The sequence below is a fragment of the Micromonospora sp. NBRC 110037 genome (genome assembly GCF_001652995.1).
Taxonomy (GTDB): domain Bacteria; phylum Actinomycetota; class Actinomycetes; order Mycobacteriales; family Micromonosporaceae; genus Micromonospora; species Micromonospora chalcea.
In genome coordinates this window covers 70,736-88,580 of sequence record NZ_BBVA01000006.1, presented here as the reverse complement: position 1 = coordinate 88,580, position 17,845 = coordinate 70,736, and the positions used below count along the sequence as shown (strand labels likewise).

The following is a 17,845-nucleotide window of genomic DNA, read 5'->3' as shown; positions in this document are numbered from 1 at the left end:
GTCAGCCGCCACACGGACGTCCCTGCCGGGTGTAGGCAGGCGGGATGCCGGGTACCTCGCGCCCCAACCCCGCACCCCTGCACAGGAGGACCCCATGACCGTCGTACTCGCCGTTGTCTGCAGCGACGGGGTGGTGATCGGCGCGGACTCCCAGATCACCGAGAGCGACCGCGGTCTGAGCTTCCCCGCGCAGAAGCTGCACCCGCTCGGCGACTGCGCCGCCTGGGGCGGCAGCGGCGCGCGCGGAGTGCTGAACGACCTGCGCCCCCTCCTCCAGGACTCGGCCACCGCCATCCTCGAAGCGCCGGACATCGGCGGCGAGCTGCAGGAGCGCGTCCTGCCCGTCTTCAAGAAGCACTACGAGAACTACATCCCGGACGTGCCCGGCGAGGGCTCCGGCGGCGGGGTGTCGGCGTACCTGCTCGCGGCCGGCTTCAGCCAGGGCGGGCCGTGGATCGTGGAGATCAACCCGAACGGGCTCATCGGCCGCTACGAGGACGTTGGCTTCCACGCCATCGGCTCCGGCGCGCCGATGGCTCAGCAGGCCGGCGCGCTGCTGTCCCACTTCCGGATGACCACGCGCACCGTCGCGTACGGCGTGGTGGGCGTGGTACGGGTGCTGGAGGCGCTGGAGCAGACCTCGCCGTCGGTAGGCCGGCCGTTCAGCGTCGCGTGCATCCGCGAGGAAGGCGCCCACCATCTCGACGAGAAGGAGATCGCCAAGGCGCTGAAGGACGTCCAGCGCTGGCGTGACCTCGAACAGAAAGCGCTCGACCAGCTGTTCGACTGACGCGAGCGGGTTCGAAAAAGGCCGTCTCCCACCACGGGAAACGGCCTTTGAACTGGGTGGAGCTGAGGGGATTTGAACCCCTGACCCCCTCGATGCGAACGAGGTGCGCTACCGGTCTGCGCCACAGCCCCTCCGCCGGCGAACCGGCGTCGGTCCCACCCAGCTTTCACCGGGTGGGCCGGCGACAAGGCTAACAGGTAGCGCCCCCACGACGCGAACCGCCCCACCGCCCACGTAGATCTTGGAAGAAAGCGGCCCCCAGAGCGACCCATTTCTTCCAAGATTGCCCGCCGCGGGCGACGAGGGCCGCGCCAGGCGAGGGCGTCAGGCGCCTCGGCCGGACTGGTAGGGGCGTCCGCGCAGGCCACCCGCCCGCCGGTAGGACACCGAGCCGCCGCTCGCCGCGGGCGGCAGGTCCGCGGGACGGTCCAGCCCCATCGCCGTACGCCGGACCGCCTCGCGCTGGGCGGCCAGCCGGCGCTGCGCCTCCCGCCGGGCCGCCGCGCGCCGGGCCTGCTCGCGGCGTACCTCGGCCTGGCGGGCGGCCAGCCAGGCCGCCTCCCGGGCGTCCGCGCGCCGCCGCCGACGTTCGGCGAGGGCACGCTGCCGCAGGTGCACGACGTACGCAACGAGCAGCGTGCCGGTGACCGAGACGCTGATCCAGAACCCGGGTCCGACAAGTACCACGCCGCCCAGTTCCACCAGGTTGAGCAGCAGCAGCGCGGCGAGCACCCGGCGCCGGCGGTAGATCGCCGGGGTGTGCCGCCGCCGGGGCGAGTTCCGTCGGCGGGACTGGGCCGGGACGGCGGAGACGGGCCGGAGCCGGCCGGAACGGCGGCGCAGCGGTGGCGCGGAGACCGGGCGGGCGAGACTACCCGTGTCGGAGTCTTCACTGAGGGTCACCACGAGGGAGCGCGGCGGGTGCAGCGGCCGTCGCCCGGGCACGGTGCGCCGTCGACGCTGGCGCTGGAGCACCCGCGCCGTCGACTGCGCCCGCTCCGCCACCAGCCGCTCGGTGGCGTCGTACCGGCGGACCAGCGCCGGAGCGAGGGCGAGCAGACCGGCGGCGGCGAGGACGGCGAGGAGCACCGACGTGGGCACCCTCACCCCTCCCGTCACCAAAGTTCTCCGGCGAGCGCCGCCCGCCGCAACTTGTTCCGTCGACCGTCGTTTACGGCGCACTTCATGCGGGCGGGCAGCGCTTGCCGCAGCTTGCAGTTACTTGAGGTTACGGGCCGTCGACCCAGTTCACAGTGCGCCGCGCCGTGCGGGCGCGTCAGCGGCGGTTGTCACGTACGCGGTGCCACCGCGCCAGCAAGCCGCCCTCGGCGACTACTTCCTCGCCGGTCATCGCGTATCCGATGTGGTCGCGCCACGCGCCGTCGATGTGCATGTAGCGCACGTGATAGGCCTCCTCGCGGAAGCCGAGCTTCTCCACCACCCGGCGGGACGGCATGTTCTCCGGCCGGATGTTCACCTCGATCCGGTGCAGGCCACCGGGTCCGAAGGCGTGGTCCACGGCGAGCGCGACAGCGGTCGGGATCACGCCCCGGCCGGCCACCCGGGAGTCCACCCAGTAGCCCACGTACCCGGAACAGAACGCCCGCCGCACGATGCTGCCGATGTTGACGTGGCCGACCAGCCGCTCCCGGCCGTCCTCACGCAGGCACACCGCGAACGGCATGCCCTCACCGCTGCGCGCGGACTTGCGCTGGTCCGCGTGGACCAGCCGGAACGCCGCCGGCGAGTTGGTCTCGTACCAGCCGCCGGGCACGTGCGACTCCCACGGCGCCAGCCACTCGCGGTTCGCGCGCCGGATCTCCGACCAGGCGCCGGCGTCCGAGCGCCGGTACGGCCGCAGCACCACCGGGCCGTCCACGAGCACCGCCGGCCACCCCGGAGCCCGCCAGAACCTCACCGGGCTTGCCTTTCGCTCGCGACTACGGGGCTCGCAAGCTCACTCCTCGCGCTCACCGGCGCCGGTCCAGCAGGAGCACGTCGACGGTGGACCCCGCGGCGGCGGTGGTGACCCGCTCGCCCAGCACCAGCAGACCGTTCGCGTCGGACAGGCCGGAGAGCGTGTACGGGCCACCGGCGAGCGGCTGCACCGTGTACCCGCCGCCACGCCGCTCGGCCACGTGCGCGGGCCGGAACTCGCGCAGCCCCACCGGGGACGAGACCGTCTCCAGCAGGTGCGCGCGGACGCTCGGCCGGAACACCGGCTCGGCGCCGGCCAGCAGCTGGATCGCCGGGCGGGCCAGCACCTCGAAGCCGATCAGCGCCGCGCCGGGCTCACCGGGAAGACACACCACCGGCACCTCCTCGGCGCCGACCGTACCGAACCCGAGAGCCGTTCCCGGATAGAGGGCCACCTCTGTGAAGGTGACCGGTCCGGCCCGGCCGCCCTCGCGGCGGGACAGGATGCGGCGCACCATGTCGCCCGGGCCGGTGCCGGTGCCGCCGGTGGTGATGATCAGGTCGGCCCGCAGCGTCTGGTCGTCCAGCAGGCCGCGCAGCGCCTCCGGGTCGTCGTCGCAGATCCCCACCCGGTACGCGAGCCCGCCCGCCTCGGCCGCCGCAGCGGTGAGCGCGTGCGAGTTGGTGTCCACCACCTGCCCGGGCTGGCTGCCCCGGCCCACGTCGACCAGCTCGTCGCCGGTGGCCACGATGACCACGCGCGGACTGGGCCGCACCACGACGTGCCCGATGCCGGTGGCGGCGAACACCGCCACCAGCGCCGGTGAGACGTACGCGCCGGCGCGGGCGAGCAGTGTGCCGGCGACCAGTTCCTCCCCGGCGCGGCGCAGCCCGTACCCCCGTTTGGGGGCGCGGAAGATCTCGACGGCGGCCATGCCCTGGTCGGTCCACTCCACCGGGACGACCACGTCGGCGCCGATCGGCAGCGGCGCGCCCGCCGCGACCGAGAAGCACGAGCCGGGGGTGAGCCGAACCGGCCGCCAGCTCGCCGCGCCCAGGTCACCGACGACGTTGAGCCGGATGCTGCGGCCACCGGGCATACCGGAGGGGGCCGGGACGTAGCCCGGCCCCCGACTCCCACCGGAGATGTCCTCCCAGCGCGCGGCGTACCCGTCCACCGCCGCCTGGTCGAAGGCGGGGTACGAGTGCGGGGCGACCACGTCCTCGGCGAGCACGTTGCCGTACGCCTGGGTCAGGTCGAGGTCGAGTGGAGGCAGCGCGCGTAACCTGCGCAGCACACTGCCCAGGTAGTCGGCGAGCGGCGTCAACTCGTTCGCGGCCGCCTCGGCGTCGGCCGTCGCGGTCATGTATCGGCACCGCCGGACGCGTCACGCATGCCGTTGAGGACCGCCGCGGTGACCGTCTCGTCGCCGTTGTTGACGAACTCGGCCAGCCACTTGCGGAACTCGGCGCCCAGGTCCTCCCGCTCGGCCGCGATCTGCACCACGGTCTGCAGGTAGCCCAGCGGCATGCCGGTGTCGTAGCGGGTGCCCCGGTAGACGATGGCGTGCACCGGCACCCCCTCGGTACGCAGCAGCTCCATCGCGTCGGTCAGCTGGATCTCGCCGCCGCTGCCCGGGTCGGTACGCCGGATCGCGTCGAAGATCTTCCCCGGGAGCACGTACCGCCCGAGGACCGCCAGGTTGCTGGGCGCTTCCTCCGGACTGGGCTTCTCCACCATGCCGGTGACCTTGACGACCTCGGCGATGTCGCCGTACTCCGACTCGGCGGGCTCGACCGACGCGATGCCGTAACGGCTGGTCTCGGCCGGGTCGACCTCGAAGAAGGCGAGCACCACGCCACCGGTGCGGGCCTGGAGCTCCAGCATGGCCGGCAGCAGCGGCTCGGACGGCTTGACGAACTCGTCGCCGAGCAGCACCGCGAAGGGCGCGTCGCCGACGTGCGACTCGGCGTACCCGACGGCGTGGCCGAGGCCGAGCTGCTCCGGCTGGCGGACCGTGTAGATCGCTGCGAGTTCCTCGGTGCGCTTGACCTCGGCCAGCAGCTCGGGCTTCTTGGCGAGCCGTTCCTCCAGGTCGGGCCGGCGGTCGAAGTGGTCGACCATCGAGGTCTTGCCGCGACCGGTGATCAGCAGGATGTCGTCGATGCCGGCCTGCGCGGCCTCCTCGACGATGTACTGCAGCACCGGCCGGTCGACGACCGGCAGCAGTTCCTTGGGAACCGCCTTGGTGGCCGGCAGGAACCGGGTGGCCAGGCCGGCGGCCGGGATCACGGCCTTGACCGCGCGGGAGCGACCGCGGGTCGCTGAGGGGTTCGCTGAGTGCTCCGACATGTCGCGAGACTATCGGCCACGGCTCTGCCGCGGCGGGTGAGGACCGGAAGACGCGCCGCCCTGGACGGTGCCCGGCGCGTCCGCCGTGCCCGCCCGGGGCAGCCCGTCCGGCGGGCTGACGGTCACGGCCACCACCGGGATCTCCTGGGTGGGAACCGGATCGGGCGCGGGGGCCAGCCGGTAGCCGTCGCGTCCGGCGGCCTTCGCCGCGTACAGCGCGTCGTCGGCGGCGTCGAGCACCTGCTGGCCGTCGACGGCGTGGTCCGGGTAGACGGCGATGCCGATGGAGACGGTCACCGGCACGTGCACCGGTTCGTCGGTGCTTCCCTCGACAGTCACCGGCTGGTCCCGTACGACCGCGCCGAGCCGCTCGGCGACGATCGTGGCGCCCCGCGCGTCGGTCTCCGGCAGCAGCACCACGAACTCCTCGCCGCCCTGCCGGAACGCGAGGTCCACCTCGCGGATCACGCCGCGTACCCGGCGCGCGAACTCGACCAGCACGGCGTCCCCGGCGGCGTGCCCCCAGGTGTCGTTGACGCGCTTGAACCGGTCGAGGTCGAGCGCGAGCACGCTGAGCATCCGGCCGAACCGGTTCGCCCGCTCCACCTCCCGGCGGATCGACTCGCGCAGGTAGCGGTAGTTCCACAACCCGGTCAGCGGGTCGGTGAGGGAGAGCCGCTGCGCCTCCTCGTGCACCCGGACGTTCTCCACCGCGACCGCCGCGTGCCCGGCGAACGTCCGCAGCGTCACCACGTCGTCGTCGTGGAACTCGGGACCGCCGAGCCGGTCGTAGAGCACGAGCACGCCGAGCGCGGCGCAGGCCGAGCCGGGCGGGTCGCCGTCGGCGGGCGGGTGGCCGGGACGGTCCGGGCCGCGCGACTCGGCGCCGCCGGGCGTGGCGAACGGCACCGCCACGTACGTCTCGCAGGACGGCTCCCCGGTCGGGGCGTCGGGTGGGGTCCACCGGCCGCGCAGCGGCTCACCGGTGGCGGCGACCGCGCCGAGCACCCCGGCGCCGACCGCGACCCGCAGCGTCGCCGGGTCGGCCGGGTCGCTCGTGGGCCAGCGTCCGGTCAGCCCTTCGACGCACCGGCCGACGAGCACGCCCTCGGCGTCGACGAGCAGCACCGCGCCGGCCCGGGCGCCGGTGGCGGCGATCGCGCTGTCCAGGATCACCCGCAGGATGCGTTGCAGGTCGTGCGTGCTGGCGAGCGTGTCGCCGAGCACGGCGAGGTGGTTGCGCAGCTGGTCCCGGCTGCTGGTCAGCGCCGCCACGTAACTGCCGGTCTCCCGGGCCATCCGGTTGAACGCGCTGGCCAGCCGCCCGATCTCGTCCCGGCTGCGCACCGGCACCCGGGCGCTCAGGTCGCCCTGCGCCACCCGGTCCACCGCCCCGGCCAGCTCGCCCAGCGGCCGGGTGGTCACCCGGGCGAGCCGCCACGCGGTCAGCACGGCCAGCAGGGCGGCCAGCGCCACCGCCGCGATCAGCGCGCCGTACAGGCCGGGTGGGCGCTCGCCGGGAATCGAGAGCACCAGCGGCAGCGGTTGACCGGGCATCGGGCCCACCCGGCGCACGTACCGGCCGTCGCCCGTCCCGGCCACGCCGTTCCCGCGCGCCTTGCCGGCGGCGGCCAGCACCGCTGCGCGTACCCCCTGCTCTTCGGTCGTGTGGGTGATCTGCCCGGGGGCGTCGAGGAGGGTGACCGCGACGCCGGTGACGGCGGCGAGCCGCGCCACGAAGGCCCGGTCGACGGGCTGCGCCGCGGCGACCGCGCCGAGGTCGGCGCCGGCCGGGTCGCGCAGCCGCACCTGAGCGGAGAGCGCGCCGATCGGGGTGGCGGGGGCGCCCGCGCAGTCCTGCCAGCGCCCGGGCGGACCGCCCGCCGTGGCGTAGCTGGTGCGGCCGGCGGCGTCGGCGATCAGCACGCCGGCGGCGAGCCCCCGGCCGACCACCTGGTCGGCCGCACGCGGCCGGGCGACCGGGTCGGCCACCAGCGCGACCGCGTCGGCCGCCGCGCGCAGTTGCTGGCAGAGCGCGTCGATCGAGGTACGCACACCGGCCGCGGCCAGACCCAGTCGCTCGGTGGCGCGGCTCCGGTCGACGGCGCTCAACGTCGCCCCGACGAAGAGCGCGCCGAGCAGGACGGGGCCGAGCACCACCGCGAGGAAGGCTGCCGTCAACCGCCCGCGTAGCGTCAAGCTTCCCCCCGGAAGTTCCGCGCCCCTTGGTGCGATGCTGACACAGAGCGACCATTAGGCAAGCGTTGCGTCAGGAGTGTTGCGTGCCGGAATTTTCGGATGAAGCGCACGATGCGAAGCAGAAGATGCGCGTCGCGCTGCTCGCCGCCCGCCGGTCGCTGTCCGCGCCCGAGCGCGCGGTCGCGGCGGCCGCCGTCCAGGCCGAGCTGGTGACCCTGGTACGCCGGCTGCGACCGGCCAGGATGAGCGCGTACGTGCCGGTCGCCTCCGAGCCCGGCGGGGACGACCTGCCCGAGGTGCTGCGGGCCGCGCTGCCGCCCGACGCCGAGCTGCTGCTGCCGGTGCTCTGCGACGACCTGGACCTGGACTGGGCCCCCTACACCGGGCGGGAGTCGCTGCGCGCCGCCGGCCGGGGCATGCGCGAGCCGACCGCGCCGACCCGGGGCCGCGCCGCAGTGGCCGCGGCGGGACTCGTAGTGGTGCCGGCGGTAGCGGTGGACCGCCGGGGCATCCGGCTGGGCCGCGGCGGCGGCTCGTACGACCGGGCGCTCGCCCGGGTGCCCGCCACCGCGCCGACGGTGGCTCTCCTGCACGACGGCGAGCTGGTCGAGGCGGTCCCCGCCCAGCCACACGACCGCCCGGTGCACTGTGTGATCACTCCGGCGGACGGGTTGGTGGCCGTCCCGGGTGTGGGCCCGGGCGCTTCCGCTGGACGAACCCGGGGGTCATGACGCACCATTGGCACTCGAATACCACGAGTGCCAACAGGCCGTGCCAAGATCCGGAGGAGAACGTGCCCACGTACCAGTACGCCTGCACCGCGTGCGGCCACCAGCTCGAGGCGGTGCAGTCCTTCTCGGACGACCCGCTGACCGAGTGCCCGGCGTGTGAGGGGCGGCTGCGAAAGCTCTTCAACTCGGTGGGCATCGTGTTCAAGGGCTCCGGCTTCTACCGCACGGACTCCCGTACGTCCGGGTCCGACAACGGCACCAGCGCCGCGAGCAAGCCGGCCAAGTCCGAGTCGTCCTCGTCGTCTGGTTCGTCCTCGTCTGGTTCGTCCTCGTCCTCCACTTCGGGGTCGTCCGGTTCTGGCTCTGGTTCGGGATCCGGCTCTGGTTCGGGTTCCGGGTCGACGGCGAGCAAGGCGCCGGCGGCGTCCAGCTCCTCCTGACCAACGCTCTCGCGCTCGTGGCCGTCCCGTCTCCGGGGCGGCCACATCGCGTGTGGCCGCCCTGTCCGTCACAGTTGCGCCCCACCTCGGCGAGGTTGCTGCATCAGCCCGCCTCGCTCACCAGCTCGGCGAGATGGCTGCATCAACCGGCCCGGAAAGCACCACTTCCCCGAACTGGCGGCCCCGGCCGCCCCGGATGTGACCACCTCCCCGAAGTGGTGACGCCGGGCCCTGCCCAGGCGCCGGTTGTGCACAGGGCGGCGGGTTATCCACAGGGGTGAGCGGTGGGGCGGCGGGAGACTGTGGCCCGGTTCTAGCCTGCGGTCGGATGGTTGGCCGACGGTGGGAGGCAGCGGTGGCGGATGGCGAGGCGACGTTGCGTCCGGTCCGCTGGCGCGGACTGCCGCGACGCCGGACGCTCCTACGGGTCACACTCGTCGCGGTGCTGCTGGGGCTGGCCGCAGCGGTGCTCCAGACGCCTCCGTCCTGCCAACCCGGCGCTCCCCCGGCCGCCTCGACGACGCCGGCCGGTACGCCGCCCGGCGGCCCACGTGCGTTGCCGGCCGGTGCGGTCGGTGTGCCGATCCGGCTGGCCGAGCCGGCCGCCCTCGCGGTGCTGCGTCCAGGTGCCCGGGTCGATCTGATGGTGGTGCCGGCCGGCGGGTCGGCAGATCCCACGCTGCTGGCGCCACGCGCGCTGGTGCTCGACGTGGTCGGCGCCGCCGGGGCGGTCGACGGGTCCTCCGCGCTCTACCTGGCGCTGCCGCCCGAGCAGGCGCGCCGGGCGGTCGGGTTGCCGGAGGGCAGCCGCTTCGCCGTGGTCGTACGCGGGTGACGCGGAGCCGCGGTCAGTCCCAGTGCGGCGGGCGCTCGGCGAGCAGCCAGTCGTCGTTGCCGCCGGGGCGCTCGCCCCAGCCGCGGTCGGTGTCGTCGGTGGTCTGTTCGGGCAGCACCACGAAGTCTTCGCTGAGGTCGACCACGCGGTCGTCGTCGCCGCGCGGTGCCCGGATGCCGGGGTCGGTCACGAGCAGCAACGATACCGCCGGAACGGCGGCCACCTCGACCCCGCGACGTCCGGCGCCGCCAGGGCTGCGATCGGGAACAGCCCGGCGCGGACTGCACCGTGATCCCGAACAGCCCGACACGGACGGGGCGCGACCCTGAACGGCCACTCGATCCCGTCGGGCCCGGCAGCGGGTCGGAGCCCGCCCCGCCGCGCAAGAGGTACGCGCCGAGGTGTCGGTGTCGGGCGGCCGACCGGCCGGGGCGTTGGTAGCGTCGGACGGCGTGACAACGCCGAGCGGTGGCAGCCCCGACGACGAGACCTGGCGACGCCCGGAGCAACAGGCCACGGGCGAGGAGAACGACGCCGGGGCGTCCCGCCCGGGCGGGTCGGGCTCCGGCCAGGCCGCCCCAGGGCCTGTGGGCGACCCAGGGCCTGTGGGCGGCCCAGGGCCTGTGGGCGACCCCGCCGATTCCGGACCCGTGGGCCGCCCGGCCGACCACGGACCCGTGAGCCACCCCGCCGACCACGCCGGGTGGGACGCGCCCGGACCCGGCGAAGCCGGGAGCCAGCCGACCGGGGAAGGCGCCGCTGGAACGGGAGTCACCGCCGCCGACACCTCCGGGGCGTCCGGGCCGAACAGCCCGTGGTCGCGCGAGGCGGCCACCGAGAGCCCGTGGGCCAAGCCGGAGTCGGCCGGCGGCTGGACGGTGGCCGGCGGGCCCTGGCCGGGCCGGTCCGCCGGTGACCCGGCTGCCGGTGGCTACGCCGGACCGCCGCCGAGCACGCCTCCGCCGCCCGGCTGGCGGCCACCGGTGCACGTCCAGCCGGCGCCGCCCCGCCGGCTTCCGCCGCAGGACATGGCCGCGATGGATCAGGCGGAGCAGCGCGCGCAGCGGCTCACCTACGGCGTCGGGGCAGTCGTCGCCGTGGTGCTGGTGCTGCTCACCTGCCTGCTCTGCTCGCGGCTGCTGTTCTGAGCGGCAACGCTCAGACGATGCCGTCCCACACCATCTTGGCGCCGCTGTCACCGGTCAGGTAGACATACACGAGCGCGAAGCCCGCCAGCACCGCCACCGCGACTGTGAACACGATGGCGGACACCACCGACAGCCAGCGGGGTAGGTCTCGGGCCCGGGCGAAGATGCTCGTCGACAGCACGAGCAGCAGCGCCGCGGCGCCGAGCCCGAGCGCGTACCAGAACAGCGTGTCCCCGTACGACGCGTGCTCACTGATCTGCTGGAGCCGGTCCGGCGGGTAGCCCTTCGCGCGCAGGATCCCCTCCAGCTCCTCGCCGGACTCGGTCGCGACCCAGGCGACCGCCGGGGTGATCACGGCCAGCGCGGCGACCGCCCAGTCCAGCCGGTGCCGCCAGCGGGGCAGCAATCCGTACGCGATGGCGAACAGCGCCAGCAGCGGCACGAGCACCACCACCGCGTGAATGACGAGCACGTGCAGCGGCAGACCGTTGAATTCCCTGAACACCGACACCTCCGGCGAGTGGGTGGTTAGGCGCGCACAGCGTACGTCGCGAGGCTGTGTAACCCCACACACGCAGACGCGGCCCCGCCGGTTCACCTGTGGCCCCGGCCACCCGCGAGCACGCTCGCTTGTCGGCCTGTCACCTGCGTGCTGTCATGGATTCATGTCCACGGGTGAGGAACTGCTCCGGTCGAGGGGCCTACGGGTCACGCGACCGCGTCTCGCCGTGCTGGACGTGCTCTCCGCCGGTGGGCACCTGGAGGTCGACGAGATCACCCGCCGGGTCCGTCAGCGGATCGACTCCGTTTCCACCCAGGCCGTCTACGACGTGCTCGGCGCGCTGTCCCGGGCCGGGCTGTCCCGCCGGATCGAGCCGGCCGGCAGCCCCGCGCGGTACGAGGCTCGGGTCGGCGACAACCACCACCACGTGGTGTGCCGGGGCTGCGGCGAGATCGCCGACGTCGACTGCGCGGTGGGCAGCGCGCCGTGCCTCGACCCGAACGTGGCGCACGGCTTCGAGCTGGACGAGGCCGAGGTGACCTTCTGGGGTCTCTGCCCGGCCTGCCAGTCGCGCCGCTCCGCCGACGACTGAGCGAGCACCGAGGGCGCCGCACCGAGGACACCGACCCGGGGGTGACCGGCGAACGCCGTGGCACTCTTGATCGGTGGACACTGACGACCTCGGCCTGTTCGGTCCGGGTTCGGTCACGTGGAAGGTGCACGAGGAACCGATCCTGATCGTCGCCGGCCTGCGCTCGCTCTACCTCCAGGCGCTGCATCCGCGTGCGATGGCGGGCGTCGCGCAGAACAGCAACTACCGCTCGGACGCCTGGGGCCGGCTGGTCCGCACGGCGACGTACGTGGGGACGACGATCTACGGCACCACGGCCGAGGCGCAGGCGGCCGGGCGGCGGGTGCGTGCGCGGCACGCCCGGATGCGCGCAACCGACCCGTTCACCGGCGAGGAGTTCCGCGTCGACGAGCCGGAGCTGCTGCGCTGGGTGCACGTCACCGAGGTCGAGTCGTTCGTGAGCACCGCCCGGCGTGCCGGTCTGGCGCTCACCGACGACGAGGTGGACGGCTACTACACCGAGCAGCGCCGGTCGGCGGCCCTGGTGGGGCTGGACCCGGACGACGTGCCGGGCACCGCCGCCGAGGTGGCCGACTACTACCGGGACGTACGCCCGCAGTTGCGGATGACCCGGGAGGCGGCCGAGACGGCGCTGTTCCTGACCGCGCCGCCGATCCCGTGGAAGGTCAGCCTGCCGGCGCGGGTCGGCCTGAACCTGGGGCCGCCGCGCTGGGCGTACCTCGGTATCGCCGCCACCGCGCTGGGGATGCTGCCGCCGTGGGCGTTGCGGCTCTACGGCGGGCTGGGCCTGCCCACCACCGCGCTGTCGGCGGACCTGAGCGCGCGGGCGCTGCGGCTGGCGCTGGCCGCGGTGCCCCGGCGCTACCGGGAGGGCCCGTTGCAGCAGGCCGCCAAGGAACGCGCCGCCCGCCTGACCGCGGCCTGACGGCGACGCGCGCTCAGTCCTGGTCGGCGAATCGCTCGACGGCGGACCAGGGCTCCTTGCCGGGGGTCTGCGCGCCGGTCGGGCAGGTACGCCGGTAGTCGCACCAGCCGCACCGCGGCCCCGGCTCGGTGGGGAACGCCGCGTCGGGGTCGGTGCCGTCGGCCACCGCGCGTTCGGCGGCCATGATGTCGCGGGCGGTGTCCTCGGCGCGGGTGAGCTGCCGGTGCAGGGACTCCGGCGTGTGCTCGTGCGCGGCGACGGTGCCGGTGGGCAGGTGGTGCAGCTCGACCCGGCGGCACGGCTTGCGGAACACCCGCTCGGCCGCGTATGCGTAGAGCGCGAGCGCCTGCGAGCCGCGCGCGTCGTCGGTGTCGAGGCCGGTGCGACCGGTCTTGTAGTCGACGATGACCAGTTCGGGCCGCCCGTCCGGGCCGGGGCGCGAGTCGATCCGGTCGGTGCGGCCGTTGAACGCGAGCACCGCGGTCTTCACCGCGACGACCCGTTCCACGCCGACCGGCTCGTCGGCCGGGTCGAGGCCCGCCACGTAGCTCTCCAGCCAGGTCAGCGCCCGCCGGAAGGCGTCGCGTTCCTGCTCGTCGTCGCGGTAGCCCTCGCGGACCCAGGTGCCCTTGAGCAGCGTGCCGAGCACCTCGGGGCGGCGGCGGTCGGGGGCCAGCGCGTACCAGTTCTTCAGCGCGGTGTGGACGCTCGCGCCGAGCGAGTTGTGCGCCCACGGCGGGCCCTTGGGCGGCGCGGGCCGGTCCACGTAGGCGTAGCGGTAGCGGCGGGGACAGTCCGCGTACGCGCCGAGTTTGCTCGGTGTGCAGACGAACAGGCGCTCCGGCATGCCCTCGAAGCCGAGCTGCTCGGACTGCTCGGCGCGCGGTCGGGGAGCCCGGGAGCCACTGGCTGCTGACTGTCGTCGCACCCCTGAGATCCTGCCACCCCGGTACGACAGCGGACGAAGCGCTCAGGCGTTGTTGAGGTACTGGGTCACGAACGCGGCGATCGCGTCGGCGATGAGCTGCACGGCGATGGCGGCGAGCAGCAGGCCGGCGATGCGGGTCAGCACCTCGATGCCGCCGGGGCGCAGCACCTTGACGATCCCGCCGGAGAAGCGCAGCACCACCCAGACGGTGACCATCACCGCGACGATGGCCAGCCCGATGGCCAGGTAGTCGACGCCGCCGCCGGCCTGCTGGACGAAGAGCATGGTGGCCACGATGGCACCCGGCCCGGCCAGCAGCGGGGTGCCGAGCGGCACCAGCGCGATGTTGGAGGTGACCTGCTGGCTCGGGTCGTCCGACTTGCCGGTCAGCAGTTCCAGCGCGACCAGGATCAGCAGCAGGCCGCCCGCGGCCTGGAGTGCGGGCAGGTCGACGTGCAGGTACGCCAGGATCGTCTGCCCCGCCACCGCGAAGATCACGATGACCCCGAGCGCCAGCGCCACGGCCTGCCAGGCGGCCCGGTTCCGGTCGCGCGCCGTCAACGGCCCGGTGAGCGCGAGGAAGATGGGCATCATTCCGGGCGGGTCGACGATCACCAGCAGGGTCACGAAGACCTCGCCGAAGAGCTTGAGATCCACGCGGACACGGTAGCCGTGCCGCCGGAGCGCTTCAGCTCGAAGCGACAGGGGTCACCCCGCGGGCCAGCGCGACGATCCGCTCGTACGCCTCGGGTCCGGTGGTGTGCGCGCCGAGCCGGACGGTCTTGTGCGTGCCGTGGAAGTCGGACGAGCCGGTGACCAGCAGCCCGAGCTCGGCGGCGAGCCGGCGGACGTGCTCCCGCTCGGCCGCGTCGTGATCCTCGTGGTCGGCCTCCAGGCCGGCCAGGCCGGCCGCGGCCAGGTCCGCGATCAGCTCGTCCGGCACGATCCGGCCGCGCCGGCTGGCTCTCGGGTGGGCGAAGACGGGCACGCCGCCGGCCGCCCGCACCAGCGCCACCGCGCGGAACACCTCGATGTCGTCCTTGGGCAGCCGGTACCGCTCGCCGAGCCAGTCCGGCCCGAACGCCTCGCTCGTGGTGGCGACCAGTCCGGCCCGGATCAGCGCCTGCGCGATGTGCGGGCGGCCCACGGTGCCGCCGTCCGCGCCGGCCAGGATCTCCGTCCAGCTCACCTGGATGCCGTCGGCCTGGAGCAGCCGCACGATGCGCTCGCCGCGTTCCTCGCGGGCCTGCCGGACCCGGGCCAGCTCCGCGGCCAGTTCCGGCTCGGCCGGGTCGAAGAGGTACGCGAGCAGGTGCAGCGGGATCGCCGGCTCGACGCCGAACCAGCGGCAGGAGATCTCCGCGCCGCGGATCAGGGTGAGGCCGGGCGGCAACGCGGCGACAGCCGGCGCCCAGCCGGCGGTGGTGTCGTGGTCGGTGAGCGCCACCACGTCGAGCCCGGCGTCGGCGGCGGCCCGGACCAGCTCGGGCGGGGTCAGCGTGCCGTCGCTGGCGGTGGAGTGGGTGTGCAGGTCGATGCGGGCCGGATCGCTCACCCGCCCGACGCTACGCGCCTTCCGGAGCGGCGGGGACGTCGGCCACCACCACCGGCCGGTCCCCCGGCGCCAGCCCTTCGACAGGCGACGCCGTGGGCCGGTCCCCGGCCAGCACCCGCTCCGGCTTGACCCGGACCAGCCCGCCGGTCGCGTCCACGTGCAGCGCCACGCCCGCGTGGGTCCAGGCCACGTCGCCGGCCAGCACCGGGCCGGCCGGGTGCGCGGCCGGGGAGGCGCCCGGGTCGGCCAGGTCGACCAGCAGGGCGGAGCGGGCGTTGCCGTTCGCGAGCAGCCACCGGCCGTCGGCGGACACCCCGCCGAGTCCGTCGGCGGCCAGCTTCACCCCGCATCCGGTACGCACCGGCGCGAGGTCGCGGGCCGGGTCGAGCAGGGCCAGGCAGTGCTGCCCGGGCCGGTCGGCGGTGATCAGGCCGACCAGGCGGCCGTCGGGCCGGGTGCCGTAGACGGCGCGCACGTCCGGGTTCGCCGGCGCCGGCTGCCCACCGAGCGCGCGTTCCCAGACGCTCACCCCGCCCTCGCCGGGCTGCTGGATCAGCACGGCGTCGCCGGCGAACCCGACCGGCACGGCGCCGTCGGGCGCGGGGGTCCGGACCGGCGCGATGAGCTGCCCGGCGACCACCCCGGCGGCGATCACCTCGGGGCCGTCCCGCCAGGCGACCTGCCGCCCGTCCGGGGAGATCGCGACCGCCTCCGCGGCGGCGAGCATGACCTGCGGCGCGGTGCCGTTGGCCGGAACCCACCAGAGGGTACGACCGGCGGCGGTGGCGGCCGAGGTCATCAGCCAGCCCTCGCGGTCGTGGACGCGCTGCGCCCGTTCGACGCCGCTGACCCCGGTCAGCTGCCGCCGTTCGCCGCCGCTGGTGTCCAGCCGGTCGCCGACGAGCAGGTCGAGTTCGGCGCGGACCGGCCCGAAGCGGGTGATCGGGGGCCCCGAGGCCAGCGGGGACGGGGTGAGCCCGGGCGGGTCGCCGAGCACGACTGTGGGGGTGCCGCCGTCGCCGCCGGAGGCGCTAAACTGGGCCACGCCGGTGGTGACGAACACGGTGGCGACGCCGGCCAGGGCCAGGCCGGTGAGCGTACGCCGCCGGCCGGTGCGGCGCGCCCGGCGCAGCACCTCTCCGGCCGGGTCGACTGGTAGCGGCCGGGACGTGGCGACGCGGCGGGACAGCGTCTCCCGCAGCGCCCGCTCCAGCTCGTCGTCGCTCACGGCCAATGGACGCTCCGGGCCACCGGTCCGGTTGTCACAGTCGTGCCGGATGCCGGTCATCGGCTCTCCGCCGGGATCGGAACGGCGGGGCGGACCGGGGCCGCCGGTGGCGGTACCGGCCGCGGCACCCGGGCTGCGGGTCGCGGCGCCGGGGTCCGGGGCACGGACTGCTCGTTTCCGCGCGCGGGCGGCCCCGGCCGGCCGGCCGGGGCGGGCGGCGGAGAGGCGGGCTCGGGCAGGCTCAGGGCCGCCTCGGAGCCCAGGCGGCGACGCAGCGTGTTGAGCGCCCGGGAGGTCTGGCTCTTGACGGTGCCCGGGGAGATCTCCAGCAGCGCGGCGGTCTGCGCCTCGGACATGTCCTCGTAGAAGCGCAGCACCAGTACGGCCCGCTGCCGGGCGGGCAGCGCCTGCAGGTGCCGCCAGAGCGCGTCCCGGTCGAGTTGCTGCTCGATCTCGTCGACGCCGGCGTGCTCCGGCAGCACCTCGGTGGGGCGCTCGCCGTGCCAGCGGCGCCGCCACCAGCTGGTGGACGTGTTGACCAGGACCCGGCGGGCGTACGGCTCGATGGCCTCGATCCCGCCGAGCCGCTTCCAGGCCAGGTAGGTCTTCGTGAGCGCGGTCTGAAGCAGGTCCTCGGCGGTGGCCCAGTCACCGGCGAGCAGGTAGGCGGTGCGCAGCAGCGCGCCGGACCGGGCCGCGACGAATTCGCGGAACTCCTCCTCCAGCGGATCTCTGCTCACCACGCTCATCTCCCCCCGTCCTGCCTGGCAGGATGCCACGGCCCGGTCGGTCAGGTCGATGGCGGAAGGTGTGCAGTTCATCCGATGTTCGGACGAAAACTTTCAAGCTCCGTCGTCGGCCTTCGCCTCGTCGGCCTCCTTGCCAAGCCGTGCCTCGACCGCCTGCGGCTCGTACATCTCCTCGACCACGCGCAGGTAGAGCTCGTTCGGGTTGGGCAAGTTCTTGATCACCCGGAGTGCCTGTTCCTGGCCGGCGGACTCCAGCACGAACGTGCCGTAGTTGAGCGCGCGGCCGGTCGGGCTCTGCTCGTACTTCATGTCGGTGACCCGGGTGAGCGGCATCATCGCGACCTGGCGGGTGATGATCCCGTTGACCACCATCACCCGCTTGTTGGTGAGGATGAACCGGTCGTACCACCAGTCGGCGACCTTCCAGGCGACCCAGCCCATCACGCCGAACCAGAGCAGCACGGCGACGGTGGTCAGCGCGCCGACGTCCCGCCCGGCGAGGAAGCCGGAGAGGTAGCCGAGCACGAACGTGGCCGCCACGCCGACGATGATCGGGGTGGTGAGGTGGATCCAGTGGCGCTTCCACTCGCCCCGGTAGCGCTCGGTGGGGAAGAGGTAACGCGCCACGAGCGAGCTGGGCTCGTCCTCCAACGGCAGCACCCGGCGGGGTGCCATGCCGGTGGCGTCGGACCGCAGCCCGGCCAGCTCCTCCTCGGAGATCGGCTGGTCCGGGAAGCCGTCCGGATCCCGTGCCCAGGCCCGGCCGGACCGCCCCTCACCGGTGTACGCGCTGCCGTAGCCGGCGTCGTCCGCGTCCGCGTACGGGCCGGGGCCGTAGGCGCTGGGCGGCTCGTCCGGGTCGATCCGGGGGATCGGCTCGGTGTCGCGCTCCCGGCGTGCCCGGTCGGGGTCGTCCGGGTCGAAGGGTGGACCGGAGGGGCTTCCCATGGGCG

General features: G+C 74.5%; 20 protein-coding genes and 1 tRNA gene. 7 read left to right on the top strand and 14 right to left on the bottom strand.

The genetic code is table 11. From position 1 onward, the window contains the following. Positions 1 to 94: 94 nt before the first annotated feature. The gene (locus A4R25_RS18825; protein ID WP_064447594.1) at positions 95 to 790 is read left to right on the top strand and encodes a hypothetical protein; all 696 of its coding nucleotides are present in this window, start codon (positions 95 to 97) and stop codon (positions 788 to 790) included. Positions 791 to 847: 57 nt separating this feature from the next. On the opposite strand, the gene A4R25_RS18820 is transcribed toward A4R25_RS18825, so the two are convergent. The 6 genes from A4R25_RS18820 to A4R25_RS18795 form a co-directional block, all read right to left on the bottom strand. Then, positions 848 to 921, bottom strand: a tRNA-Ala gene (locus A4R25_RS18820). Positions 922 to 1,114: 193 nt separating this feature from the next. Continuing rightward, on the bottom strand, positions 1,115 to 1,897 hold the full coding sequence (locus tag A4R25_RS18815) for a hypothetical protein (protein ID WP_176722722.1): 783 nt from the start codon (positions 1,895 to 1,897) through the stop codon (positions 1,115 to 1,117). A gap of 169 nt (positions 1,898 to 2,066) precedes the next feature. Continuing rightward, positions 2,067 to 2,708 carry a GNAT family N-acetyltransferase gene (locus A4R25_RS18810; protein ID WP_030501124.1) on the bottom strand — a complete coding sequence of 214 codons (642 nt, stop codon included), beginning with the start codon at positions 2,706 to 2,708 and terminating at the stop codon, positions 2,067 to 2,069. Between the two features lie 52 nt (positions 2,709 to 2,760). Further along, positions 2,761 to 4,074, bottom strand: a complete 1,314-nt coding sequence (glp, locus tag A4R25_RS18805) for a gephyrin-like molybdotransferase Glp (RefSeq protein WP_043326858.1) — start codon at positions 4,072 to 4,074, stop codon at positions 2,761 to 2,763. Continuing rightward, complete coding sequence (locus A4R25_RS18800) at positions 4,071 to 5,060, bottom strand: UTP--glucose-1-phosphate uridylyltransferase (protein ID WP_043326860.1); 990 nt, start codon at positions 5,058 to 5,060, stop codon at positions 4,071 to 4,073. Before A4R25_RS18800 ends, glp begins: the two co-directional genes overlap by 4 nt. A 9-nt stretch (positions 5,061 to 5,069) precedes the next feature. Beyond that, positions 5,070 to 7,259, bottom strand: coding sequence for a diguanylate cyclase (locus tag A4R25_RS18795; RefSeq protein WP_197494933.1), 2,190 nt, complete (start codon positions 7,257 to 7,259; stop codon positions 5,070 to 5,072). 83 nt (positions 7,260 to 7,342) lie between these two features. Between A4R25_RS18795 and A4R25_RS18790 the strand changes: the two genes are divergently transcribed. The 3 genes from A4R25_RS18790 (at position 7,343) to A4R25_RS18780 (ending at position 9,265) form a co-directional block, all read left to right on the top strand. Then, on the top strand, positions 7,343 to 7,990 hold the full coding sequence (locus A4R25_RS18790; RefSeq protein WP_064447591.1) for a 5-formyltetrahydrofolate cyclo-ligase: 648 nt from the start codon (positions 7,343 to 7,345) through the stop codon (positions 7,988 to 7,990). After that, positions 7,987 to 8,430 (top strand): FmdB family zinc ribbon protein, encoded by a 444-nt coding sequence (locus A4R25_RS30735; RefSeq protein WP_231915581.1) that lies wholly within the window; start codon positions 7,987 to 7,989, stop codon positions 8,428 to 8,430. Before A4R25_RS18790 ends, A4R25_RS30735 begins: the two co-directional genes overlap by 4 nt. 328 nt (positions 8,431 to 8,758) lie before the next feature. Beyond that, positions 8,759 to 9,265, top strand: coding sequence for a flagellar biosynthesis protein FlgA (locus A4R25_RS18780; RefSeq protein ID WP_231915579.1), 507 nt, complete (start codon positions 8,759 to 8,761; stop codon positions 9,263 to 9,265). Between the two features lie 13 nt (positions 9,266 to 9,278). Here the strand turns inward: A4R25_RS18780 and A4R25_RS31525 are convergent, their stop codons facing one another. Next, a complete protein-coding gene (locus A4R25_RS31525; RefSeq protein ID WP_166455806.1) occupies positions 9,279 to 9,455 on the bottom strand; it encodes a hypothetical protein in 177 nt (58 codons plus the stop codon). Between the two features lie 487 nt (positions 9,456 to 9,942). Here A4R25_RS31525 and A4R25_RS18770 point away from each other — a divergent pair, with 487 nt between their 5' ends. Continuing rightward, a complete protein-coding gene (locus A4R25_RS18770) occupies positions 9,943 to 10,413 on the top strand; it encodes a hypothetical protein (RefSeq protein ID WP_082931080.1) in 471 nt (156 codons plus the stop codon). A gap of 10 nt (positions 10,414 to 10,423) precedes the next feature. On the opposite strand, the gene A4R25_RS18765 is transcribed toward A4R25_RS18770, so the two are convergent. Beyond that, the gene (locus A4R25_RS18765) at positions 10,424 to 10,918 is read right to left on the bottom strand and encodes a DUF2231 domain-containing protein (RefSeq protein ID WP_064447754.1); all 495 of its coding nucleotides are present in this window, start codon (positions 10,916 to 10,918) and stop codon (positions 10,424 to 10,426) included. Between the two features lie 160 nt (positions 10,919 to 11,078). On the opposite strand from A4R25_RS18765, the gene A4R25_RS18760 reads away from it, so the two are divergent. Then, positions 11,079 to 11,507, top strand: coding sequence for a Fur family transcriptional regulator (locus A4R25_RS18760; RefSeq protein WP_030501115.1), 429 nt, complete (start codon positions 11,079 to 11,081; stop codon positions 11,505 to 11,507). Positions 11,508 to 11,580: 73 nt separating this feature from the next. Then, positions 11,581 to 12,432, top strand: a complete 852-nt coding sequence (locus A4R25_RS18755) for an oxygenase MpaB family protein (protein WP_043326868.1) — start codon at positions 11,581 to 11,583, stop codon at positions 12,430 to 12,432. Positions 12,433 to 12,445: 13 nt separating this feature from the next. On the opposite strand, the gene A4R25_RS18750 is transcribed toward A4R25_RS18755, so the two are convergent. The 6 genes from A4R25_RS18750 to A4R25_RS18725 form a co-directional block, all read right to left on the bottom strand. Beyond that, on the bottom strand, positions 12,446 to 13,279 hold the full coding sequence (locus A4R25_RS18750) for a PD-(D/E)XK nuclease family protein (RefSeq protein ID WP_223201448.1): 834 nt from the start codon (positions 13,277 to 13,279) through the stop codon (positions 12,446 to 12,448). A gap of 123 nt (positions 13,280 to 13,402) precedes the next feature. After that, positions 13,403 to 14,017: a MarC family protein gene (locus tag A4R25_RS18745; protein ID WP_064447588.1), complete on the bottom strand. Its 615-nt coding sequence runs from the start codon at positions 14,015 to 14,017 to the stop codon at positions 13,403 to 13,405. A 31-nt stretch (positions 14,018 to 14,048) separates the two neighbouring features. Then, on the bottom strand, positions 14,049 to 14,915 hold the full coding sequence (locus A4R25_RS18740) for a PHP domain-containing protein (protein ID WP_064447587.1): 867 nt from the start codon (positions 14,913 to 14,915) through the stop codon (positions 14,049 to 14,051). 10 nt (positions 14,916 to 14,925) lie between these two features. Further along, a complete protein-coding gene (locus A4R25_RS18735; protein ID WP_223201248.1) occupies positions 14,926 to 16,143 on the bottom strand; it encodes a hypothetical protein in 1,218 nt (405 codons plus the stop codon). Positions 16,144 to 16,199: 56 nt separating this feature from the next. Then, positions 16,200 to 16,892, bottom strand: a complete 693-nt coding sequence (locus tag A4R25_RS18730) for a SigE family RNA polymerase sigma factor (RefSeq protein WP_064447586.1) — start codon at positions 16,890 to 16,892, stop codon at positions 16,200 to 16,202. A gap of 93 nt (positions 16,893 to 16,985) precedes the next feature. Further along, positions 16,986 to 17,840: a PH domain-containing protein gene (locus A4R25_RS18725; protein WP_043326880.1), complete on the bottom strand. Its 855-nt coding sequence runs from the start codon at positions 17,838 to 17,840 to the stop codon at positions 16,986 to 16,988. Positions 17,841 to 17,845: the final 5 nt, after the last annotated feature.